The 21,490-nt window shown below is 67.8% G+C and carries 19 protein-coding genes; 13 read left to right on the plus strand and 6 right to left on the minus strand.

All coding sequences use genetic code 11. From position 1 onward, the window contains the following. Positions 1-11: 11 nt before the first annotated feature. Positions 12-2,006, minus strand: a complete 1,995-nt coding sequence (locus tag CAP38_RS04435; protein ID WP_086119770.1) for a U32 family peptidase — start codon at positions 2,004-2,006, stop codon at positions 12-14. A 62-nt stretch (positions 2,007-2,068) separates the two neighbouring features. Between CAP38_RS04435 and CAP38_RS04440 the strand changes: the two genes are divergently transcribed. After that, the gene (locus CAP38_RS04440) at positions 2,069-2,800 is read left to right on the plus strand and encodes an alpha/beta hydrolase family protein (protein WP_086119629.1); all 732 of its coding nucleotides are present in this window, start codon (positions 2,069-2,071) and stop codon (positions 2,798-2,800) included. 6 nt (positions 2,801-2,806) lie between these two features. On the opposite strand, the gene CAP38_RS04445 is transcribed toward CAP38_RS04440, so the two are convergent. Genes CAP38_RS04445 through CAP38_RS04455 form a run of 3 tightly spaced genes read right to left on the minus strand, consistent with a single transcriptional unit; the run spans position 2,807 to position 4,405 of the window. Continuing rightward, positions 2,807-3,586: a peptidylprolyl isomerase gene (locus CAP38_RS04445; RefSeq protein ID WP_086119630.1), complete on the minus strand. Its 780-nt coding sequence runs from the start codon at positions 3,584-3,586 to the stop codon at positions 2,807-2,809. Between the two features lie 7 nt (positions 3,587-3,593). Continuing rightward, positions 3,594-3,866: a BolA family transcriptional regulator gene (locus CAP38_RS04450; protein WP_086119631.1), complete on the minus strand. Its 273-nt coding sequence runs from the start codon at positions 3,864-3,866 to the stop codon at positions 3,594-3,596. Beyond that, on the minus strand, positions 3,863-4,405 hold the full coding sequence (locus CAP38_RS04455) for a septation protein A (protein WP_086119632.1): 543 nt from the start codon (positions 4,403-4,405) through the stop codon (positions 3,863-3,865). The genes CAP38_RS04450 and CAP38_RS04455 overlap by 4 nt, the downstream gene beginning before the upstream one ends. A gap of 93 nt (positions 4,406-4,498) precedes the next feature. Here CAP38_RS04455 and CAP38_RS04460 point away from each other — a divergent pair, with 93 nt between their 5' ends. Then, on the plus strand, positions 4,499-5,485 hold the full coding sequence (locus tag CAP38_RS04460; protein WP_086119633.1) for a YcjF family protein: 987 nt from the start codon (positions 4,499-4,501) through the stop codon (positions 5,483-5,485). A gap of 18 nt (positions 5,486-5,503) precedes the next feature. Here the strand turns inward: CAP38_RS04460 and msrB are convergent, their stop codons facing one another. Together msrB and CAP38_RS04470 are read right to left on the minus strand one after the other, a co-directional pair. After that, on the minus strand, positions 5,504-5,932 hold the full coding sequence (msrB, locus tag CAP38_RS04465; protein WP_086119634.1) for a peptide-methionine (R)-S-oxide reductase MsrB: 429 nt from the start codon (positions 5,930-5,932) through the stop codon (positions 5,504-5,506). 19 nt (positions 5,933-5,951) lie between these two features. Continuing rightward, complete coding sequence (locus CAP38_RS04470) at positions 5,952-7,430, minus strand: YdiU family protein (RefSeq protein WP_086119635.1); 1,479 nt, start codon at positions 7,428-7,430, stop codon at positions 5,952-5,954. 148 nt (positions 7,431-7,578) lie between these two features. On the opposite strand from CAP38_RS04470, the gene CAP38_RS04475 reads away from it, so the two are divergent. The 11 genes from CAP38_RS04475 (at position 7,579) to CAP38_RS04525 (ending at position 21,483) form a co-directional block, all read left to right on the plus strand. Continuing rightward, positions 7,579-9,225: a 3-(methylthio)propionyl-CoA ligase gene (locus tag CAP38_RS04475; RefSeq protein ID WP_086119636.1), complete on the plus strand. Its 1,647-nt coding sequence runs from the start codon at positions 7,579-7,581 to the stop codon at positions 9,223-9,225. Positions 9,226-9,234: 9 nt separating this feature from the next. After that, positions 9,235-10,509 carry an ABC transporter substrate-binding protein gene (locus CAP38_RS04480; protein ID WP_086119637.1) on the plus strand — a complete coding sequence of 425 codons (1,275 nt, stop codon included), beginning with the start codon at positions 9,235-9,237 and terminating at the stop codon, positions 10,507-10,509. Positions 10,510-10,644: 135 nt separating this feature from the next. Then, positions 10,645-11,874, plus strand: coding sequence for a branched-chain amino acid ABC transporter substrate-binding protein (locus CAP38_RS04485; RefSeq protein WP_086119638.1), 1,230 nt, complete (start codon positions 10,645-10,647; stop codon positions 11,872-11,874). A gap of 179 nt (positions 11,875-12,053) precedes the next feature. Further along, positions 12,054-13,076, plus strand: coding sequence for a branched-chain amino acid ABC transporter permease (locus tag CAP38_RS04490; RefSeq protein ID WP_086119639.1), 1,023 nt, complete (start codon positions 12,054-12,056; stop codon positions 13,074-13,076). Between the two features lie 6 nt (positions 13,077-13,082). Further along, on the plus strand, positions 13,083-14,375 hold the full coding sequence (locus CAP38_RS04495; RefSeq protein WP_086119640.1) for a branched-chain amino acid ABC transporter permease: 1,293 nt from the start codon (positions 13,083-13,085) through the stop codon (positions 14,373-14,375). Continuing rightward, on the plus strand, positions 14,372-15,169 hold the full coding sequence (locus tag CAP38_RS04500) for an ABC transporter ATP-binding protein (protein ID WP_086119641.1): 798 nt from the start codon (positions 14,372-14,374) through the stop codon (positions 15,167-15,169). Before CAP38_RS04495 ends, CAP38_RS04500 begins: the two co-directional genes overlap by 4 nt. 12 nt (positions 15,170-15,181) lie before the next feature. Then, positions 15,182-15,877, plus strand: a complete 696-nt coding sequence (locus tag CAP38_RS04505; RefSeq protein ID WP_086119642.1) for an ABC transporter ATP-binding protein — start codon at positions 15,182-15,184, stop codon at positions 15,875-15,877. A 100-nt stretch (positions 15,878-15,977) separates the two neighbouring features. Continuing rightward, positions 15,978-18,098 (plus strand): 3-hydroxyacyl-CoA dehydrogenase NAD-binding domain-containing protein, encoded by a 2,121-nt coding sequence (locus CAP38_RS04510; protein ID WP_086119643.1) that lies wholly within the window; start codon positions 15,978-15,980, stop codon positions 18,096-18,098. Positions 18,099-18,126: 28 nt separating this feature from the next. After that, positions 18,127-19,302, plus strand: a complete 1,176-nt coding sequence (locus CAP38_RS04515) for an acetyl-CoA C-acyltransferase (RefSeq protein WP_086119644.1) — start codon at positions 18,127-18,129, stop codon at positions 19,300-19,302. 22 nt (positions 19,303-19,324) lie between these two features. After that, entirely contained in the window at positions 19,325-21,166 is a 1,842-nt protein-coding gene (locus CAP38_RS04520; RefSeq protein WP_086119645.1) for an acyl-CoA dehydrogenase, read from the plus strand. Beyond that, positions 21,166-21,483 (plus strand): Dabb family protein, encoded by a 318-nt coding sequence (locus CAP38_RS04525; RefSeq protein ID WP_086119646.1) that lies wholly within the window; start codon positions 21,166-21,168, stop codon positions 21,481-21,483. The genes CAP38_RS04520 and CAP38_RS04525 overlap by 1 nt, the downstream gene beginning before the upstream one ends. Positions 21,484-21,490 lie beyond the last annotated feature (7 nt).

Genomic DNA, 21,490 nt, shown 5'->3' on the forward strand with positions numbered 1-21,490 from the left:
CTGTCCTCCGATCAGGCCGTCGTGACCGGCCGGGTCTTGTAGAAGCGGATGGGGCTGGTGGCCGTCTGCTGGGCGATGTCCCGCACGCTCTGGGCCACGCCGGGCTTGAGCTTGCCCACCACATGCATCTCGCAGGGCTTGCAGTCGAAGCGCAGCGTGAGCTTCTCGTTGCCATGGGTGATGGTCATGGGCTCGGCCTTGACCGTACCCTGCACGCCGGTCACGCCCTTGGCCTGCTTGGGGCACAGGCTCAGGCTGAAGCGCACGCAGTGCTTGGTGATCATCAGGCTCACTTCGCCGGTTTCCTCGTGGCTCTCGTAGGCCGAGGCGATCACCTTCACGCCGTGGCGGGCATAGAAGTCGCGCGCCTTGTGGTTGTAGACGTTGGCCAGATACGTGAGGGTGTCTTCCGGGTAGGGCACGGGCGGCTCCACCGGTACCGCGCGCGGCAGACGCGTCCAGGCGGCGGCGCGCGCAGCCTCCAGCGCAGCCACCGCGTCGCGGCGCAGCGGGTTGAGCATTGACGCCGGCACGAACCAGGGCTGCGTCAGGTCCAGCGCGATGTCGATGGGCTCGAAGATGGTCTCGCCCATGCGGCCCAGGGCCTCGCGCAGCTTGCCGTCGGCCTGTGCGGCATCCCGCGCCGGCTCCAGGGCGGCCTGCAGCGTGGCCGAGCCGGTGTGGCCGTCCTCGTCGGTCAGGTCCAGCACCAGGCCGCCCGGCACCTCCGAGAGCTTCATCCACACGCCGATGCGGCGATCGGCCGACTTGCGGTCGAGCGTGCGCACCCATTCCATGTCGCGGTTGCGGTTGATCACCGTGCCGCGCTTGAGGTGGCGCAGGCCCGCCAGCTCATCCTTGGGAAACACCCGCCAGCGGCCCTGTGCGCCGGCGGCGTCGGCGCGGTTGATCTGCAGGCCCACCAGTTCCTTGTGCAGGTCCAGATAGCACAGGCCGTCGCCGTTGTGGATGACGGTGGCCGGGTCGTCGGTCTGGATCTCGACCCAGCGGTCGCCCACCTGGGTCACCCAGCCGATGGGGCGGCCCGGGTTCTTGGGCGTGTCGAAGGCGCCGATGTCCTCCTTGCGGCCCTGCACGAAGTAATCGGTGAACTCGCGGTTGAAGTTCTGGTCCGGGTCGGGCGTGAAGCTGAAGCTGCAGCGGCCGCTGGAGGCACGGGCCAGCTCGGGGCGTTCGTCGAGGATCTCGTCGAACAGTCGGCGGTAGTGGGCGGTGATGTTCTTCACGTAGCCCAAGTCCTTGTAACGGCCCTCGATCTTGAAGCTGCGGGCGCCGGCCTCGATGAGGTCGCGCAGGTTGTCGCTCTGGTTGTTGTCCTTCATGGACAGCACATGCTTGTCGTGCGCCACGATGCGGCCCTGGCTGTCCTTGACCTCGTAGGGCAGGCGGCAGGCCTGGGAGCAGTCGCCCCGGTTGGCGCTGCGGCCGGTGTGGGCGTGGCTCACATAGCACTGGCCGCTGTAGGCCACGCACAGGGCGCCGTGGATGAAGAACTCCAGCGTGCAGCGCTCGGGGTCGGTGGCGGCGCGGATGGCCGCGATCTGCGGCAGCGTGAGTTCGCGGGCCAGCACGATCTGCGACAGCCCGGCGTCCTGCAGGAAGCGGGCCTTTTCGGGGGTGCGGATGTCGGTCTGGGTGCTGGCGTGCAGCTGGATCGGGGGCAGGTCGATCTCCAGCAGGCCCATGTCCTGGATGATGAGCGCGTCCACCCCGGCATCGAACAGCTGCCAGGCCAGTTGTCGGGCCGGCTCCAGCTCGTCGTCGCGCAGGATGGTGTTCATCGTCACGAAGATCCGGCTGCCGAAGCGGTGGGCATGGCGCACCAGGCGGGCGATGTCCTGCACGCTGTTGTCGGCCGAGGTCCGGGCACCGAAGGACGGGCCGCCAATGTAGACCGCGTCGGCGCCGTGGTTCACGGCCTCGATGCCGATGTCGGCATCGCGGGCCGGGGAGAGCAGTTCGATCTGGTGGGGCAGCATGGGCAGAATCGGAAGGTCGCGGCCGGCAGACGGCCGAAGATAACCCGATATTGTCCCGGAGAAGCCCCATGACCGCATCCCCCACCTTCGTTCTGGTCCATGGCGCCTGGCACGGCGCCTGGTGCTGGCGCCGGGTGCTGCCCCTGCTCAGGCAGGCCGGCGCCGAGGCCCATGCGGTCACCCTCACCGGCGTGGGCGAGCGGGCCCACCTCTTGACCCCGGCGGTCGACCTGCACACCCACATCCAGGACGTGATCGGCCTGATCGATGCCGAGGAGCTGAGCGATGTGGTGCTGGTGGGCCACAGCTACGCCGGCATGGTCATCACCGGCGTGGCCGACCGGCTGCAGCAGCAACGACCCGGCGCGCTGGCCCGGCTGGTCTATCTGGATGCGTCGGTGCCCGACCCCGGCACCGCCTGGAGCACGCCGCACAGCCCGGACACCCGCCAGGCCCGCAGCGCGGCGGCCGCGGCCAGCGGCGGCCTGAGCTTTCCGCCGCCGGACGCCTCGGTGTTCGGCCTGGACGGGGCCGACCGCGACTGGGTCAACCGCCGTCAGACGCCCCAGCCCTTTGCGCTGTACCACCAGCCGCTGCAGTTCGATGCCGCCCGGGTGGCGGGCCTGCCGCGCACCTTCATCGACTGTACCGCACCGGCGCTGCCCACCATCGCGCCGGCCCGCCTCAAGGTGCGGCAGGAGCCCGGCTGGCAGGTGCTGGAAATGCAAACGGGGCACGACCCGATGGTCAGTGCCCCGCTGGAACTGGCGCACCTGCTGATGCAGGTCGCGGCGGCCTGAGCCGTCTTACTGGATCTTGGCCTTCTCGCGCAGGCCTTGCTGGAACGCGTTGAGCTTCTGGCCCTGCAGCTGCTGGACGATCTGCGGCTTGACCTCGTCGAGCTTGGGCAGCTCGGCGTCGCGGATGTCGTCGACGCGGATCACGTGCCAGCCGAACTGGGTCTGCACCGGAGCGTCCGACAGCTGGCCCTTGCCCAGCTTGAGCATGGCCTGCGAGAACTCGGGCACATAGCTGGCGGCCGGGGCCCAGTCGAGGTCGCCACCGTTGGCGCCGGATCCCGGGTCCTTGGACTGCTTCTTGGCGATGTCTTCGAACTTGGCACCGCCCTTGATGGAGGCGATGATGGCCTTGGCCTCGTCTTCCTTCTCGACCAGGATGTGGCGGGCACGGAATTCCTTGCCGCTGTTGGCCGCCACGAACTTGTCGTACTCGGCCTTGACGTCGGCGTCGGTCACCGGGTTCTTCTTCTGGAAGTCGGCGAACAGCGCGCGGATCATGAGCGTCTGACGGGCCAGCTCCATCTGGGTCTTGAACTCGTCGGTGCCGGCGATGCCGCGCTTCTGGGCTTCCTGCATGAAGATCTCGCGCAGGATGACCTCTTCCTTGAGCTGGGCGCGCACGGTGTCGTCGACCGGGCGGCCGGCAGCGGCCACCTGGGCGGCCAGGGCGTCGATGCGGGAGGTCGGCACCGGCTTGCCGTTGACGATGGCGACGTTCTGGGCTGCAGCCCACGGTGCGGTGGAGATCAGCACGGCCGCGGTCAGGGCCGACAGGGACAGTTTCATGGAGTTCCTAGGGGGTTGAAATCTCGATGGCCAGCGCGTGCAGGCCCGCGTCTGTGAAGTCGCGCAGGGCATCATACACAAGGCGATGACGCGCCACGCGGGTGCGGCCGACGAACGCCGGCGCGTCGATCCGCACCCGGAAATGGGTGCCCTGGCCGCGTCCGTTGGAGCCCGCATGCCCGGCATGTGCGGCGCTCTCGTCCAGCACTTCCACATGGGTCGGATGCAGGGTCTGGCGCAAACGTTCCTCGATGGCGGCGGCGGTGATGTCCTGCATCATGATTTGCCTGCCGTTTCATCCTTGAGGTGGCGGGCGATGTAAATGCCCTGACCCACGATGAACACCACCGGGAAGATGTAGCCCCAGAGCTTGAAGTTCACCCAGTCCTCGGTGCTGTAGTAGGCCGCCACCCAGCCGTTGATGGCCGCCATGAACAGGAAGTAGCCGACCCAGGCCACGGTGAGCCGCGCCCACACGGTTGCAGGCAGGCTCAGCTGGCTGCCCAGCAGGATCTGCAGGAAGTTCTTCTTCCAGATCCACAGGGCAGCGGCCAGCACCACGGCCATGCTGGCGTACAGCACGGTGGGCTTCCACTTGATGAAGCGCTCGTCCTGCAGGAACAGGGTGAGCGCACCGAACACCAGCACCAGCACCAGCGTGACCTTGTGCAGCGTCTGCAGCTTGCGGTCGAGCAGCCATATCAGGCCGGTTTGCAGCACGGTGGCGGCCATCAGCACGGCGGTGGCCACGTAGATGCCCTGCCACTTGTAGGCGGCCACGAACAGACCGATCGGGAAAAAGTCGATGAGAAAGCGCATGGGCGGATTATCGGCCGCGCGGCATACCCTTCCCGCGCCGGGGAACTGGCGGGCCGGTCGCCGGCTCCATCGGCCATCTGTATGGAGGACCCCATGAACACCCAGGAACAGCAAGCCATCCTGACCATCGCCCTGCTGGCGGCCTTCGCCGACGGCCAGAAGGCCGACAGCGAGCGCGAGGCCATCCGCCAGATCGCCGACTCGCTGGGCCACGAACCGGGGGGTGGCGGTCTGGCCCGCCTGTATCAGGATGTTTTGCTGAAGCGGGCCACCGTGGCCGGCGCCGTGGCGGGACTGTCCGACCCGGCCCACCGCCAGCTGGCCTACGAGATGGCGGTGTGCGTCTGCGAGGCCGATGGCCAGCGCAGCGCGGCCGAGGCCACCTTCCTGTCCGACCTCAAGGCCCGGCTGGTGCCGGCCGCCGAAGCGGTGGCGCCGTTCGAGCGGCAGGAGGCCGAGCTGGTGCAGGCCACGCGCGAGCTGGTGCCGGCGGCGGCGCCGGCAGCCGCTGCGGCCGGCGCCGCCGCAGTGACCCCGGTGGTCTCGGTCGACCCTGCCCGCGACGCCGCACTGGACAAGACCATCCTCAACCATGCGCTGCTGGCCGGCGCCCTGGAGCTGCTGCCGCAGTCCTGGGCGTCCATGGCCATCATCCCGGTGCAGATCAAGCTGGTGCATGCCATCGGCGTGGCCCACGGCGTGACGCTGGACCAGGGGCACATCAAGGAATTCCTGGCCGCTGCCGGGGTGGGCATGACCTCGCAGTACCTGGAACAGTTCGGCCGCAAGCTGCTGGGCGGCCTGCTGGGCAAGGCGGCGGGGCGGACCGCCGGACGCGTCGGCGGGGCGGCCACCGGCATGGCCATGTCGTTTGCCACCACCTATGCACTGGGCCAGGTGGCCCGGCGCTACTACGCCGGGGGGCGGACCATGAACACCGCCGTGCTGCGGGACACCTTCCAGAACCTGCTGGGTCCGGCCCGCGACCTGCAGACCCGCTACCTGCCCCAGATCCGCGAGAAGGCGGCCACGCTGGATGCCGGGCAGATCATGAACCTGGTGCGCAACCCGGTGCGCTGACGTCAGCCCTCGGCGGTATCAGCCTTTGGGCTGGTGATCGATCGACGCCGAGTTCATGCAGTAGCGCAGACCGGTGGGTGCCGGGCCGTCCTCGAACACGTGCCCCAGGTGGGCGCCGCACTGGCTGCACACGGTTTCCACCCGCACCATGCCGTGGCTGCGGTCCACCCGCTCGGTGATGGCGCCGGGTATGGCCTTCCAGAAGCTCGGCCAGCCGCAGCCGGCGTCGAACTTGGTGCCGGCGTCGAACAGGTGGTTGCCGCAGCAGATGCAGTGGTAGCTGCCGTCGGCCCAGATCTGCTCGTACTTGCCGGTGAAAGGCCGCTCGGTGTAGGCCCGGCGCGTGATCTCGAAGGCCCCGGGCTCGGCGCCCTTGGCGGCCAGCAGTTCGCGCCATTCGGCATCGGATTTCTGGATGGGGAAGTCGGGGGTGTCCGGGTGTGTCATGGCAAGCCTCAGGGGTTGATCAGGATGAGCAGCTGATTTCGATGCCGGCGGCCCAGTCCGGGGGCAGGGCGGCCAGATCGTCTTCGCCTGATCGTTCGTCGAACGGCGCCTGCAAAGCTTTCAGCAGGCGCTGCACTTCGGAGAAATCGCCCTCGCGGGCACGGCGGATCGCGATTTCGGCCAGGTGGTTGCGCAGCACGATGCGCGGGTTGGTGCGCTGCATCTGCGCCCGCGTGGCGGCGGCATCGAAGCCGGGCTGGGCCTGCAGGCGCTCACGCCACCGTGCGGCCCAGGCATCGAAGGCTTCGCGCTGCAGGAACAGGTCGCGCACCGGCTCCAGCGGGCCGTCGGCGGCATCGCTCAGGCGGCGGAACAGCACGGTGAAGTCCACCGCGTCCCGGGCCATGAGCTGCATCAGGTCCTCGACCAGCACCTCGTCGCCGGGCTGCACGGTGTTCAGGCCCAGCTTGGCGCCCATGCGGCGCTGCAGGGCGGCCAGGAACAGCGTCTTGTAGGGCTCCAGGGCGTCCAGCGCCTGCTGCTGGTCGTCCATCAGCGGCAGCAGCGCCTGGCCCAGGCAGAACAGGTTCCAGTAGGCGATGTTGGGCTGGCGGTGGTGGGCGTAGCGGCCGCCGGTGTCGCTGTGGTTGCAGATGTGGCCCGGGTTGAAGGCATCCAGGAACTGGAAGGGCCCGTAGTCGATGGTCAGGCCCAGGATGCTCATGTTGTCGGTGTTCATGACCCCGTGGCAGAAGCCCACCGCCTGCCACTGGGCCAGCAGCTCGGCCGTGCGCGCGCTCACCGCCTCCAGCAGGGCCGCGTACGGGTTGCCGCCGGCTTCGCGGCAGGCCGGGTGGTGGTGGTCGATGACGAAATCGGCCAGTCGGCGCAGTTCGTCGATGCGGCCGGCCGCCGCGAAGTGCTCGAAATGCCCGAAGCGGACGAAGCTGGGCGCCACGCGGGTGACCACGGCAGCGGTCTCGACCGTCTCGCGCACCACCGGGGCGGGCGATGCGGTCAGGGCCAGCGCCCGGGTGGTGGGAATGCCCAGGCCGTGCATGGCCTCGCTGCACAGGAATTCGCGGATGGAGCTGCGCAGCACGGCGCGTCCGTCGCCCATGCGGGAATACGGCGTCAGGCCGGCGCCCTTGAGCTGGAGCTCCTGCGGGCCGGACGGGGTGTCGATCTCGCCCAGCCAGATGGCGCGACCGTCGCCCAGCTGCCCGGCCCAGTGACCGAACTGGTGGCCGCTGTACACCGTGGCGATCGGCCGGCTGCCGGGGAGCAGGCGGTTGCCGGTGAAGACCTCGGCCGCCTCGGCGCCGGCCATCCAGTCGGCCGGCAGGCCCAGTTCCTCGGCAAGTCCCGCCGACCAGGCGACCCATTGCGGATCGGGCAGCGGCGTGGGCGGGTTGTCGGTGAAGAAGGCCTCGCCCAGGTCGGCAAAGCGGTTGCGCCAGACCAGGGTCGGCGAGCGGGTGGGGACAGTCAGGCTCATCCCCCGGATTGTGCGACCCGGGGCCAGACACGCCGGTGACAGGGTTTCCCCGCCCCTGCGTGGAAGCGGCTGGCTGCACGGTAGGATCGCGGCAGCTCCCCGGGGTACCGGGCGACTTTCCCATACCGACACCAACAGGAGACTCCCCATGCTGGGACAAATGCAAAGCCAGCCGCTGCTGATTTCGGCCCTGATCGTCCATGCCGAACGCCACCATGCCAGCGGCGAGATCATTTCGCGCCGGGTCGAAGGCGACATCCACCGCAGCAGCTGGGGCCAGGTGGCCCGCCGGGCCCGCCAGGTGGCGCGGGCCATCGACGCCACCGGCCTGCCGTTCGGTTCCCGCGTGGCCACGCTGGCCTGGAACGGCTACCGCCACCTGGAGCTGTACTTCGGCGTCAGCGGCACCGGCCGGGTGCTGCACACCCTCAACCCGCGCCTGCACCCGGAGCAGCTGGTGTGGATCGTCAACCATGCCGAGGACAGCGCCCTGTGCTTCGACATGACCTTCCTGCCGCTGGTGCAGGCGGTGGCGGCCAAGTGCCCCACGGTCAAGCACTGGGTGGCCCTGTGCGATGCCGACAAGCTGCCGGCCGACAGCGGCATTCCCGGCCTGACGAGCTACGAGGCCTGGATCGGCGGCCACAGCGACGCCGCCTACAACTGGCCCGAGTTCGACGAGAACAGCGCATCGAGCATGTGCTACACCAGCGGCACCACCGGCAACCCCAAGGCCGCGCTGTATTCGCACCGCTCCACGCTGCTGCACGCCTACGGCGCGGCGCTGCCCGATGCGCTGGGCTGCTCGGCCCGCGACAGCATCCTGCCGGTGGTGCCCATGTTCCACGTCAACGCCTGGGGCCTGCCGTACTCGGCCGCCGCCGTGGGCTGCAAGCTGGTGTTCCCCGGTCCGGCGCTGGACGGCAAGTCGGTGTACGAGCTGATCGAGAACGAGAAGGTCACCATGGCCGCCGGTGTGCCCACCGTGTGGCAGATGCTGCTGGGCCACATGCAGCAGAACAACCTGCGTTTCTCGACCCTCAAGCGCACCGTGATCGGTGGCTCGGCCTGCCCGCCGGCCATGATCAATGCCTTCAACGACACCTATGGCGTCGAGGTGCTGCACGCCTGGGGCATGACCGAGATGTCGCCGCTGGGCACGGTCTGCACCCTCAAGAACGCCCAGACCCAGCTCCCGCCCGAGGAGCAGCTCAAGGTGCGCCTGAAGCAGGGCCGTGCGGTGTACGGCGTGGACATGAAGATCGTCGACGACGAAGGCCGCGAGCTCCCCTGGGATGGTAAGAGCTTCGGCGACCTGCTGGTGCGCGGCCCCTGGATCATTGCCAGCTACTACAAGGGCGAGGGCGGCGACCCGCTGCGCTACGACGAGCACGGCAAGGGCTGGTTCCCCACCGGCGACGTGGCCACCATCGACCCGGACGGCTTCATGCAGATCACCGACCGCAGCAAGGACGTGATCAAGTCCGGCGGCGAGTGGATCAGCTCCATCGACGTGGAGAACATCGCCATGGCCCACCCGGCCGTGGCCATGGCCGCCTGCATCGGCATGAAGCACCCCAAGTGGGACGAGCGCCCCATCGTGGTGGTGGTGAAGAAGCCCGGTGCCAGCGTCACTCGCGAGGAACTGCTGGCCTTCTACGAGGGCAAGACCGCCAAGTGGCAGATCCCCGATGACGTGGTGTTCGTCGATGCCATCCCGCTGGGTGCGACCGGCAAGATGCAGAAGATGACGCTGCGCCAGCAGCTCAAGGACTACGCGCTGCCCACGGCCTGATCCGTCGGCATGCAGCCAGCCTCCGCCCGCACCGAGCCGGAGTCCGCCGGGCGACGCCGCTGGCTGGCGGCGGCCGCCCTGGGTGCGGCCGGCGTGGCCTTGCCGGGCTGCGTGCGCAGCGCCGACGTGGTGCGGCTGGCCTACATCGATCCCCTGTCAGGGCCGGCCGCCGACGTGGGCCGCAACGGCCTGCGCACCTGGCAGTTCCTGGCCGCGCGCCTCAATGAGCAGGAGAACCCCGCCGGTCTGCGGTTCGAGGTGGCGGGATTCGACAACAAGGGATCGCCCCAGGAATCGCTGCATGCCCTGCGCGCGGCCATCGACCAGGGCTTCCGGGTGGTGCTGCAGGGCAATGGATCGGGCGTGGCGGCCACCCTGGTCGCCGCCATCGAACGCCACAACGAGCGTTTTCCCCAGCGGGACGTGCTGCTGCTCAACTACGCGGCCATGGACCCGGCGCTCACCCGCGAGCGCTGCAGCTTCTGGCATTTCCGCATCGACGCGGACACCGCCATGAAGACCCAGGCGCTGGTCACCTTCCTGGCCCAGGACACGCCGTGGCGCCGGGTGGCGCTGCTCAACCAGAACTATGCCCATGGTCAGCAGGTGTCGAGCTGGTTCCGTCGCAAGGCCGAGGAGACGGGGGACGGCCTGAGGGTGGTGTCCGACCAGCTGCACCCGGCCTTCATCCTGCGGGACTTCGCGCCCTGGGTGCGGCAGCTGCGCGACTCCGGCGCGCAGGTGCTGGTCACCGGCAACTGGGGCGTGGACCTGCGGCGGCTCTTCGACAGCCTCGAGGCCGAGGGCATCGACCTGCCGGTGTTCGGCTACTACACCCACCTGCCCGGCATCGCCTCCCGGCTGGTTGCCTACGGGCGGCCGATGCCGGTGTTCCAGGTGGGGTCGAGTCACACCAACCAGCCTGGACGGCTGGGCCTGCTCATGGAGGCATTCGCCAGGCAACACGAGGAGGATCTCGTGGTGAGTTCGGCCTACGACGGGCTGGTCATGCTGGCCCGGGCCATGGCCCGGGTGGGCCGAAGCTCGGCCACCGATCTGGCCCGGGAGATGAGCGGCATGCAGTTCGACGGGTTCGACGGTCCGGTGGTCCTGCGATCGGCGGACCATCAGCTGCAGAAGGGCCTCTACATCAACCGCTGGCAACGCACCGACGCGGTGCACCCGCGGGGTGCCGACGGCACCGACCACACCTTCGCACCGGTGCGCCATTTCGACGGCGTCGCCGTGAGCCAGCCGGCCCAGTGCGGCATGGTCCGCCGCTAACCGGGCAGACCGCGGAACACCGGTTGCACCCACCGCAGTCTCCAGAGTGATAGAGGGTAGGGGCATTCCCTGAGGCTCCTGCCACGTGGCCGGGATACCCTGCCGGCTCCACCCCACAACGACAGGAGACACCCCATGCATTTCGCTCTGAAGACCGTCGCTGCCGCAGGCATTGCCCTGACCATGGCCAGCGCTTTTGCCCAGAAGGGCGAGACGGTGAAGATCGCGCTGATCGACCCGCAGACCGGCCTCATGGGCCCGGTGGGTCTGAACCAGCTTCGCAGCTGGCAGTTCTTCGCCGAGAAGTTCAGCCAGTCCAACCCGGCGGGCGTCAAGTTCGAGGTGGTGGGGTTCGACAACAAGCTCAGCCCGGCCGAGAGCCTGAACAACTTCAAGGCTGCGCTGGACCAGGGCGTGCGCTACATCGCCCAGGGCAACGGCTCGTCGGTGGCCGGCGCGCTGGTCGACGCCGTCAACAAGCACAACGAGCGCAACCCGGGCAAGGAGGTGGTGTTCCTGAACTACGCGGCGGTGGACCCCGACCTCACCAACAGCAAGTGCAGCTACTGGCACTTCCGCTTTGACGCCGACACCTCCATGAAGATGGAGGCCATGACCACCTTCATGAAGGACCAGCCGGACGTCAAGAAGGTCTACCTGCTCAACCAGAACTATTCGCACGGCCAGCAGGTGGCCAAGTTCGCCAAGGAGAACCTCGCCCGCAAGCGCCCCGACATCCAGATCGTGGGTGAAGACCTGCACCCGCTGGCCCAGGTGCGCGATTTCGCGCCCTACATCGCCAAGATCAAGGCCTCGGGTGCCGACACCGTGATCACCGGCAACTGGGGCTCCGACCTGGCGCTCATGGTCAAGGCCGCCAACGAAGGTGGCTACAACGGCAAGTTCTTCACCTACTACACCGGCGTGACCGGCACGCCGTCGGCGCTGGGCACCGGTGGCGAAGGCCGCGTGTACCAGGTCTCCTACCAGCACTACAACATGGGCGGCCAGATGGGTCAGTGGACGGCCGAGTTCCAGAAGCGCTACAAGGACGACATGTACACCGGCGCCATCCCGCTGGCCTATCAGGCGGTGAGCGAGGCCATGGCCAAGGCCAAGTCGACCGATCCGGTGAAGGTGGCGGCCGCCATGGAAGGCCTGAAGTTCAAGGGCTTCAACGGCGAGGTGGAAGTGCGCAAGCTCGACCACCAGCTGCAGCAGCCGCTGTTCATGACGGTGTGGTCCAAGACCGACGCCAAGAACCCGTACAGCCCCGAGAACACCGGCATGACGCTCAAGCCGGTGAAGGAATTCCCGTCCTTCATCGCCAGCACGCCGACCAGCTGCCAGATGAAGCGGCCCTGAAACTGAGCCCACCCCCGCCGCGCTGCGCGCGACCCCCTCGAGGGGGCGGCGCGAGCGGGCCGGCGGAGCCGGTCCCGCCGCGCCCTGGGGTCTGACACCTTGCTCCGGCAAGATGGTGGGTGATCCCGCTGTCTTGCCCATCCTTTTCTCCCCCACCTCTTTCTGCCTGAAAGGCTTCCATGGAGTTCTTCATCATCTCCATGCTCAACGGCGTCAGCTATGGGCTGCTGCTGTTCATGCTCAGCTCCGGGCTGACGCTGATCTTCAGCATGATGGGCGTGCTCAACTTCGCGCACGCCAGCTTCTACATGGTGGGGGCCTATCTGGGCTTCACGCTGTCCAAATGGGTGGGCTTCTGGCCGGCGCTCATCGTGGCGCCGCTGGTGGTGGGCGCCCTGGGGGCGCTGTTCGAGCGGCTGACGCTGCGCAAGGTGCACAAGTTCGGGCATGTGCCCGAACTGCTGGTGACCTTCGGCCTGTCCTACATCATCCTGGAGCTGGTGCAGCTGATCTGGGGCCGCACCGCGGTGGAGTTCCCGCCGCCGGACATCCTCAAGGGGCCGGCCTTCACCCTGGCCCACCTGGCCGACGATTCGCTGCGCCTCTTCTGGGGCCAGGCGCCGATGGAGGTCTGCGCAGCGGCCGGCACCATCTGCTCGCCGTTCCCGGCCACGCGCGGCTTCATGATGCTGGTGGCCCTGCTGATGCTGGTGGCCCTGTGGCTGCTGCTCACCCGCACCCGCATCGGCCTGGTGATCCAGGCCGCACTCACCCACCCCGAGACGGTGGAGACCCTGGGCCACAACGTGCCGCGGGTCTTCATGCTCGTGTTCGGTGCCGGCACCGGTCTGGCCGGCCTGGCCGGCGTGATCGGCGGCAGCACCTTCGTCACCGAGCCGGCCATGGCGGCCACCGTGGGCTCGGTCATCTTCGTGGTGGTGGTGGTCGGCGGCATGGGCTCGCTCTCGGGTGCGTTCCTGGCCTCGCTGCTCATCGGCATCATCCAGACCTTTGCCGTGGCCATGGACCATTCCCTGGTCAGCGTGGCCCAGCAGCTGGGCCTGCAGCTGTCGGAGGGCCTGCGCAACAACTCGGTGCTCAAGCTGACCCTGTCGCAGGTGGCCCCGATCCTGCCGTACCTGTTCCTGGTGCTCATCCTCATCTTCCGGCCCAAGGGCCTTCTCGGCACCCGTGAAGGCTGAACTCCCATGAACACGACCGTTCGCCCGGCCCCGGGCTTCAACCGCAACCGCTGGATCATCTGGTCCTCGTTCGCCCTGCTGCTGGCGGTGGCGCCGCTGCTGTTCAGCAGCAACCTGTCCATGACCATGCTGTCGCAGATGGGCATCGCCATCATCGCCTGCCTGTCCTACAATATCCTGCTCGGGCAGGGCGGCATGCTGAGCTTCGGTCATGCCGTCTACACCGGCCTGGGCTCCTACATGGCCATGCATGCGCTCAATGCGGCGGCGGGCGGCCAGCTGGCCATTCCGGTGTCCATGATCCCGCTGGTGGGCGGCGTGGCCGGGTTGTTCTTTGCCATGCTGTTCGGCTACGTGACCACCAAGAAGGCCGGCACGCCGTTTGCCATGATCACCCTGGGCATGGCCGAGCTGGTGTTCGCCATGTCGCTCATGTTCTCCGAGTTCTTCGGGGGCGAGGCCGGCGTGTCGGGCAACCGGGTGGTGGGCGAAGCGTTCTTCGGCATCACCTTCGGGCCGCCGCGTCAGGTGTATTACCTGATCGCCGTCTACACCTTCATCTGCGTGGGCCTGATGTACGCCTTCACCCGCACGCCGCTGGGCCGCATCCTGAACGCGGTGCGCGACAACCCCGAGCGGGTGGAGTTCATCGGCTACAACACCCAGAAGGTGCGCTACCTGGCCTTCATGATCGCCGGCTTCTTTGCCGGCGTGGCGGGCGGTCTGGCCACGCTCAACTTCGAGATCGTCACCGCCGAGGTGGTGGGTGCGGCGCGCTCCGGTGCCTACCTGCTGTTCACCTTCCTGGGCGGGGCCACCTTCTTCTTCGGCCCCATCATCGGCGGGGTGCTGATGGTGCTGGCGTCCGTCCTGCTGTCCGAGCTGACCAAGGCCTGGCTGCTGTACCTGGGCCTGATCTTCCTGTTCATGGTGATGTACGCCCCGGGCGGCGTGGCCAGCCTCATCATGATGAATGTGCGGGTGGCCGCCCACGGCCTTCTGGGCCGGCTGTGGAGCAGCTATGTGGTGCTGGGTGTGCTGGGCCTGCTGATGCTGGCCGGCTTCGGCGCACTGGTGGAGATGATGTACCACCTGCAGCTCAATGCCGGCACCGGCACCGCGCTGAGCTACCTGGGCCTGCAGCTGGATGCAGGCAGCGCCGCCAGCTGGATCGCTTCCACCGCCGTGGCCCTGGTGGCCCTCGGCCTGTTCGAGTGGGTGCGCCGCCGCTTCCTCAAGGTCTGGAACGAGGTGCAGGTCATCATCGAGCAACGAACCGCCCCGAAGGAGGGCGCATGAACACGGCAACCACCCCGGCGGGCAATGTCCCGGCCATCGAACTGCGCGACCTGCGCAAGAGCTTCGGCAAGACCGACATCATCCGCGGCGCCAATCTGGTGGTGCAGCCCGGCGAGCGGGTGGCCATCATCGGCCCCAACGGCGCCGGCAAGTCCACGCTGTTCAACCTGATCTCGGGCCGGTTCGGGCCCAGCAGCGGCGAGATTCTGCTCAACGGCCAGCGCATCGACGGCATGATGCCGTTCGAGATCAACCGCATGGGCCTGTCACGCAGCTTCCAGATCACCAACATCTTTCCCAAGCTCAGCGTGTTCGAGAACCTGCGCTGCGGCGTGCTCTGGAGCCTGGGCTACCGCTACACGCTGTTCCGCTTCCTGGCCGGCCTGCACGATGCCAACGAACGCGCCGAACAGCTCATGCGCGACATCCGCCTGGACCGCAAGCGCGATGTGCTGGCCATGAACCTCACCTATGCCGAGCAGCGCGCGCTGGAGATCGGCATCACGATCGCCGGCGGTGCACAGGTGATCCTGCTGGACGAACCCACCGCCGGCATGAGCAAGAGCGAGACGGCGCGCTTCATCGAGCTCATCCGCGAGGTCACGGTGGGCAAGACGCTGCTCACGGTGGAGCACGACATGGGCGTGGTGTTCGGTCTGGCCGACCGGATTGCGGTGGTGGTGTACGGCGAGGTGATCGCCTGCGACACGCCCGATGCGGTGCGCGCCAACCCGCGCGTGCAGGAGGCCTATCTCGGCTCGGTGCTGGCCGACCAACAGGCCGCCGGCCACTGAACGGAGACACCCATGCTCGACATCCAGGACCTTCACGCCTACTACGGCAAGAGCCACGTGCTGCACGGCGTCACCCTGACGGTGAAGCCCGGCGAGATCGTGGCCCTGCTGGGCCGCAACGGCTCGGGTCGCTCCACCACGGCCAAGGCCATCATGGGCCTGGTGGAATGCCAGGGCCGCATCCGCTTCAAGAACCAGGACATCCTGGGCAAAAAACCGTTCGAGATCGCCCACCTCGGCCTGGGCCATGTGCCCGAGAACCGCGACATCTTCCCCAAGCTCACGGTGCACCAGAACCTGCTGCTGGGCCAGAAAGGCAAGGGCACCGGCTCGCGCTGGGGCTTCGACGACATGTACGCCATGTTCCCGCGCCTGAAGGAGCGGCAGCACACCGAGGCCGGCGTGCTCTCGGGCGGCGAGCAGCAGATGCTCACCCTGTGCCGCACCCTCATGGGCGACCCCGACCTCATCATCATCGACGAGCCCACCGAAGGCCTGGCGCCCAAGATCGTGGAGCTGGTGGCCGAATACCTGCAGCGCCTCAAGGCCCGGGGCATCTCGGTGCTGCTGATCGAGCAGAAGCTGACCATCGCCATGAGCATCTCGGACAGGGCGCTGGTCATGGGCCATGGCAGCATCGTGTTCGAGGGCACGCCCGAGGACCTGCGCAACGACCCGGTCACCCGAAAAGAATGGCTTGAGGTCTGACCCGCCCGCGACAGGACCGGGTTGCGTTAGACGGTTTCGTTTCTAAAATCGCACGACCGTTCGTTTTTACCGGTTTCGCTTTCCACACAGAGGAGCTTCCATGACCGCTCAGTACCAGGTCCACGGCGACGTGGCCGTCATCACGCTGAACAACCCGCCGGTCAACGGCCTGGGTCTGTCGACCCGCCAGGGCATCACCGACGGGCTGGCCCGTGCCGAGGCCGATGCGGCCGTCAAGGCGGTGGTCATCACCGGCGCCGGCAAGGCCTTCTCGGGCGGCGCCGACATCCGCGAGTTCGGCACGCCCAAGGCGCTGGCCGAGCCCAACCTGCTGTCGGTGATCCTGGCGGTGGAGAACAGCCGCAAGCCGGTGGTGGCGGCCCTGCACAGCGTGGCCATGGGCGGTGGTCTGGAGCTGGCGCTCGGCGCCCACTACCGCATCGCCGCTCCTGGCTGCAATGTGGCCCTGCCCGAGGTCAAGCTGGGCCTGATCCCGGGTGCCGGCGGCACCCAGCGCCTGCCGCGCGCGGTGGGGGTGGAGGTGGCCCTGAACATGATCGTCAGCGGCGAGCCGGTCAAGAGCGAGATGCTGGCCCAGATCCCGGGCCAGAAACTCTTCGACAAGCTGGCCGCATCGGCCGAATCGCTGATGGACGAGGCCCTGGCCCTGGCCCGTGAGGTGGCCGCGCGCCACGCCGACGGCAGCCCGCTGCCGCTGGTGCGCAACCTGCCCTGCAAGCACAAGGACGGTGACGCCTACTTCCAGTTCGCCCGCAACATGGTCAAGGGCATGGCCAAGAACTTCCCGGCCCCGGGCAAGTGCGTGGACGCGGTGGAAGCCGCCACGCAGAAGAAGTTCAATGACGGCATGGCCTTCGAGCGCGAGATCTTCATCAACCTGATGTGGACGCCCGAGTGCCGCGCGCTGCGCCACCTGTTCACCGCCGAACGCGCCGCCAGCAAGATCCCCGACGTGGCCGACGACACGCCGCAGCGCAAGATCGAGAAGGTGGCCGTCATCGGCGCCGGCACCATGGGTGGCGGCATCTCCATGAACTTCCTCAATGCCGGCATCCCGGTCACCATCCTGGAGACCAAACAGGAGGCCCTGGACCGCGGCGTGGGTGTCATGCGCGGCAACTACGAGGCGCAGGTGAAGAAGGGCAAGCTCAAGCAGGACAAGCTCGATGCCCGCATGGCGCTGCTCAAGACCACGCTGGACTACAAGGACATCGGCGACGCCGACCTGGTGATCGAGGCCGTGTTCGAGGACATGGGCGTCAAGGAAGCCGTGTTCAAGAAGCTGGATGAGGTCATGAAGCCCGGTGCCATCCTGGCCTCCAACACCTCCACGCTGGACGTGAACCAGATCGCCGCCTTCACGAAGCGCCCGCAGGACGTGGTGGGTCTGCACTTCTTCAGCCCGGCCAACGTCATGAAGCTGCTGGAGGTGGTGCGTGGCGAGAAGACCGCCAAGGACGTGATGGCCACCGTCATGACCGTGGCCAAGAAGATCAAGAAGACCGCCGTGGTCTCCGGCGTGTGCGACGGCTTCATCGGCAACCGCATGATCGAGCAGTACGGCCGCCAGGGCGGCTTCCTGCTGGACGAGGGCTGCACCCCGGCCCAGGTCGACCGCGCGATCGAGAAGTTCGGCTTTGCCATGGGCCCCTTCCGCATGGGCGACCTGGCCGGCAACGACATCGGCTGGGCGATCCGCAAGCGCCGCTATGTGGAGAAGCCGGACATGAAGTACAGCAAGACCGCCGACCTGCTGTGCGAGAAGGGCCGCTTCGGCCAGAAGGTGGGCAAGGGCTGGTACGACTATGTGTCGGGCAAGCGCGACGCCATTCCCAACGCCGAGGTGGAGCAGATGATCGCCGACCACCGCGCCGCACTCGGCATCAAGCCGCGCAAGATCTCCGACGAAGAAATCGTGCAGCGCCTGGTGTTCTCGCTGGTCAACGAGGCCGCCCACATCCTGGAAGAGGGCATTGCCAACAAGGCCAGCGACATCGATGTGGTCTACATCTTCGGCTACGGCTTCCCGGTGCACCGCGGCGGTCCGCTGAAGTACGCCGACGAGGTGGGCCTGTTCAACGTGGTCCAGGCCATGAAGCGCTTCCAGCAGAACCCGCTGGACGACGCGAAGTTCTGGGAGCCGGCCCCGCTGATCAAGCGCCTGGTGGCCGAGGGGAAAAATTTCAACGGCGCGAACTGAAGCCCGGAACCGAATCAGGAGATTTCACATGAGCAACGCCGTCATTGTTTCCACCGCCCGCACCCCCCTGGCCAAGAGCTGGAAGGGCGCCTTCAACATGACCCATGGCGCCACCCTGGGTGGCCATGCGGTGCGCCATGCCATCGAGCGCGCCGGCATCGACCCCGGCGCGGTCGAGGACGTCATCATGGGCTGCGCCAACCCCGAAGGCGCCACTGGCGCCAACATCGCGCGCCAGATCGCCCTGATGGCCGACCTGCCCATCACCGTCTCGGGCATGACCGTCAACCGCTTCTGCTCGTCCGGCCTGCAGACCATCGCCCTGGCAGCGCAACGCGTGATCGCCGGTGAAGGCGACGTGTATGTAGCCGGTGGCGTGGAGAGCATCTCCTGCGTGCAGCAGGAAATGAACCAGCACATGCTGCGCGACCTGGCGCTGGACAAGAAGAAGCCCGCCATCTACTGGAACATGCTGCAGACCGCCGAGCAGGTGGCCCAGCGCTACGGCATCGGCCGTGACGTGATGGACGAGTACGGCGCCGCCAGCCAGCAAAAAGCCTGCAAGGCCCAGGCCGACGGCCTGTTCGACGCCGAGATCGCCCCCATCACCGTGACCGCCGGCGTGGCCGACAAGGTCATGGGCCTGATGACCAAACAGGTCACGGTCAGCAAGGACGAGGGCACCCGCGAAGGCACCACCAAGGAAGGCATTGCCGGCATCAAGCCCGCCATTCCGGGCGGTGTGGTGTCGGCCGGCAACGCCAGCCAGTTCAGCGACGGCGCCGGCGCCTGCGTGGTGGTGAGCGAGCAGTACGCCAGCAGCCACAACCTCAAGCCCCTGGGCCGTTTCCTGGGCTTTGCGGTGGCCGGATGCGAGCCCGACGAGATGGGCATCGGCCCGGTGTTCGCCGTGCCCAAGGTGCTGAAAAAGCTGGGCTTGACGGTCAATGACATCGATCTGTGGGAGCTCAACGAAGCCTTCGCGGTCCAGGTGATTTACTGCCGCGACAAGCTGGGCATTCCGGCCGACCGCCTGAACGTCAACGGCGGCGCCATCGCCCTGGGTCACCCCTACGGTGTGTCGGGCCAGCGCCTGACCGGCCATGCCCTCATCGAAGGCAAGCGCCGTGGCGCCAAGCGGGTCTGCGTGACCATGTGCATCGGCGGCGGCATGGGTGCTGCCGGCGTGTTCGAAGTGCTCTGATCCGGTTTGCCGCCTGCCCGCCATGAGCCTGCGTCCCACTGTCGACTTCCTGCTGCACGACTGGCTCAAGGTCGGTTCGCTGCAGCAGCGCGAGCGTTTTGCCGACCACAGCCGCGAGACCTTCGACGCGGTGCTCGACACCTGCGAGCGCATCGCCCGCGAGAAGTACGCGCCGTTCAACCGGCTGGTGGACACCCAGGAGCCGCACTTCGACGGCGAGCGGGTGATCCTGCCGCAGGCCACGCATGACGCCCAGCGCGCCTACGCCGAGAGCGGCATGCTGAGCGCGGCGCAGGACTACGAGGTGGGCGGCATGCAGCTGCCCTACACGGTGGAGGCGGCTGCCAACGCCTTCTTTGCCATGGCATCGGTCAGCATCGGCAGCGGCATGCTGACCACCGGCAACGCCAACCTGCTGATGGCGCACGGCACCGGGCTGCAGAAGCAGGTGTTTGCGCTCAACGAGTTCAACGGCCGCTTCAGCGGCACCATGTGCCTGAGCGAGCCGCAGGCCGGCTCCAGCCTGAGCGACGTGGCCACGCGCGCCGTGCCCGACGGCGAGGGCTTCGAGACCGATCCGCTGGGCCCGCGCTACCGGCTCAAGGGCAACAAGATGTGGATCAGCGCCGGCGAGCACGAGCTGACCGAAAACATCATCCACCTGGTGCTGGCCAAGATCCCCGGGCCGGACGGGCAGCTGCCGCCGGGGGTCAAGGGCATCTCGCTGTTCATCGTGCCCAAGAAGCTGGTGGGCACCGACGGCCAGCTCACCGGCGCGCGCAACGACGTGGCGCTGGCCGGCCTCAACCACAAATGCGGCTGGCGCGGCACCACCAACACGCTGCTGAACTTCGGTGAAGGCAAATACCCGGTGGCATCGCCCGGCTCGGCGCAACCGGCGCCGGGCGCCATCGGTTACCTGGTGGGCCGGCCCGGCGAGGGCCTGCGCTGCATGTTCCACATGATGAACGAGGCCCGCATCGGCGTGGGCATGGCGGCCACCATGCTGGGCATGGCGGGCTACCACGCCAGCCTAGACTACGCCAAGAACCGGCCGCAGGGCCGGCCCATGGGGCCGGGTGGCAAGGACCCGGCCCAGCCGCAGATCCGCATCATCGAGCACGCCGATGTGAAGCGCATGCTGCTGGCCCAGAAGAGCTATTGCGAAGGCGCGCTGGCCCTGGAGCTGTACTGCGCCCGGCTGGTCGACGAGCAGCACACCGGCACGCCGCAGGCGGCCGACGAGGCCCGCCTGCTGCTCGAAGTGCTGACCCCCATTGCCAAGAGCTGGCCCAGCGAATGGTGCCTGGAGGCCAACAGCCTGGCCATCCAGGTGCACGGCGGCTACGGCTACACCCGCGACTTCCCGGTGGAGCAGTACTGGCGCGACAACCGCCTGAACATGATCCACGAAGGCACCCACGGCATCCAGGGCATGGACCTGCTGGGTCGCAAGGTGCTGATGGAAAACGGCCGCGGCCTGCAGCTGCTGGCCGGTCGCATCAATGCCACCATCGAACGCGCCATCCAGGTGCCGGAACTGGCGGTGCACGCCAACGCCCTGGGCCAGGCGCTGGCGCAGGTGGGCGCCGCCACCAAGGCCGCCTGGGCCACCGGCAACCCCAGCGATGCGCTGGCCAACGCCGTGCCCTATCTGCAGGCCTTCGGTCACACGGTGCTGGCGTGGATCTGGCTGGACGTCGCACTCACCGCACAGTCCGCACCCGACGGTGCCGCCCGCACCGGCCGGCTGGCCGCCATGCGTTTCTTCTTCCATTACGAGCTGCCCAAGATCGGCGCCTGGCTGCAGGTGGTGAGCAGCCGCGACCAGACCTGTGCGGCCCTGCCCGAGGAGGCCTTCTGATGCTGCGCCACATCGTGATGTGGACGCTGAAAGAAGAGGCCGAAGGCGCCGACCGCGCCACCAATGTGCAGCGCGCCCGCGAGCTGCTGCTGGGCTGCGCGGCCATCACGCCGGGCATCCTGCAGTTCTCGGTGGGCACTGCGACACCGGGCATGGACTGCACCGCCGACCTGGTGCTCGACAGCAGCTTCACCGATGCTGCTGCGCTGGCGGCCTACCAGAACCACCCGACCCACGTGGCGATCAAGCCGTTCATGAAGGCGGTGGTTCAGAGCCGCCACTGCATGGACTTCCACGTGCCCGACACCAACAACTGAAGGAGGA

It is taken from the genome of Hydrogenophaga sp. IBVHS2 (assembly GCF_002127215.1).
Taxonomy (GTDB): Bacteria; Pseudomonadota; Gammaproteobacteria; order Burkholderiales; family Burkholderiaceae_C; genus Hydrogenophaga.

Excerpts from the sequence above, each read along its gene's own strand:
- CAP38_RS04440 (WP_086119629.1), top strand. The coding sequence starts at position 2,069 with ATGACCGCATCCCCCACCTTCGTTCTGGTCCATGGCGCCTGGCACGGC.
- CAP38_RS04445 (WP_086119630.1), bottom strand. The coding sequence starts at position 3,586 with ATGAAACTGTCCCTGTCGGCCCTGACCGCGGCCGTGCTGATCTCCACC.
- CAP38_RS04450 (WP_086119631.1), bottom strand. The coding sequence starts at position 3,866 with ATGATGCAGGACATCACCGCCGCCGCCATCGAGGAACGTTTGCGCCAG.
- CAP38_RS04455 (WP_086119632.1), bottom strand. The coding sequence starts at position 4,405 with ATGCGCTTTCTCATCGACTTTTTCCCGATCGGTCTGTTCGTGGCCGCC.
- CAP38_RS04460 (WP_086119633.1), top strand. The coding sequence starts at position 4,499 with ATGAACACCCAGGAACAGCAAGCCATCCTGACCATCGCCCTGCTGGCG.
- msrB (WP_086119634.1), bottom strand. The coding sequence starts at position 5,932 with ATGACACACCCGGACACCCCCGACTTCCCCATCCAGAAATCCGATGCC.
- CAP38_RS04470 (WP_086119635.1), bottom strand. The coding sequence starts at position 7,430 with ATGAGCCTGACTGTCCCCACCCGCTCGCCGACCCTGGTCTGGCGCAAC.
- CAP38_RS04475 (WP_086119636.1), top strand. The coding sequence starts at position 7,579 with ATGCTGGGACAAATGCAAAGCCAGCCGCTGCTGATTTCGGCCCTGATC.
- CAP38_RS04480 (WP_086119637.1), top strand. The coding sequence starts at position 9,235 with ATGCAGCCAGCCTCCGCCCGCACCGAGCCGGAGTCCGCCGGGCGACGC.
- CAP38_RS04485 (WP_086119638.1), top strand. The coding sequence starts at position 10,645 with ATGCATTTCGCTCTGAAGACCGTCGCTGCCGCAGGCATTGCCCTGACC.
- CAP38_RS04490 (WP_086119639.1), top strand. The coding sequence starts at position 12,054 with ATGGAGTTCTTCATCATCTCCATGCTCAACGGCGTCAGCTATGGGCTG.
- CAP38_RS04495 (WP_086119640.1), top strand. The coding sequence starts at position 13,083 with ATGAACACGACCGTTCGCCCGGCCCCGGGCTTCAACCGCAACCGCTGG.
- CAP38_RS04500 (WP_086119641.1), top strand. The coding sequence starts at position 14,372 with ATGAACACGGCAACCACCCCGGCGGGCAATGTCCCGGCCATCGAACTG.
- CAP38_RS04505 (WP_086119642.1), top strand. The coding sequence starts at position 15,182 with ATGCTCGACATCCAGGACCTTCACGCCTACTACGGCAAGAGCCACGTG.
- CAP38_RS04510 (WP_086119643.1), top strand. The coding sequence starts at position 15,978 with ATGACCGCTCAGTACCAGGTCCACGGCGACGTGGCCGTCATCACGCTG.
- CAP38_RS04515 (WP_086119644.1), top strand. The coding sequence starts at position 18,127 with ATGAGCAACGCCGTCATTGTTTCCACCGCCCGCACCCCCCTGGCCAAG.
- CAP38_RS04520 (WP_086119645.1), top strand. The coding sequence starts at position 19,325 with ATGAGCCTGCGTCCCACTGTCGACTTCCTGCTGCACGACTGGCTCAAG.
- CAP38_RS04525 (WP_086119646.1), top strand. The coding sequence starts at position 21,166 with ATGCTGCGCCACATCGTGATGTGGACGCTGAAAGAAGAGGCCGAAGGC.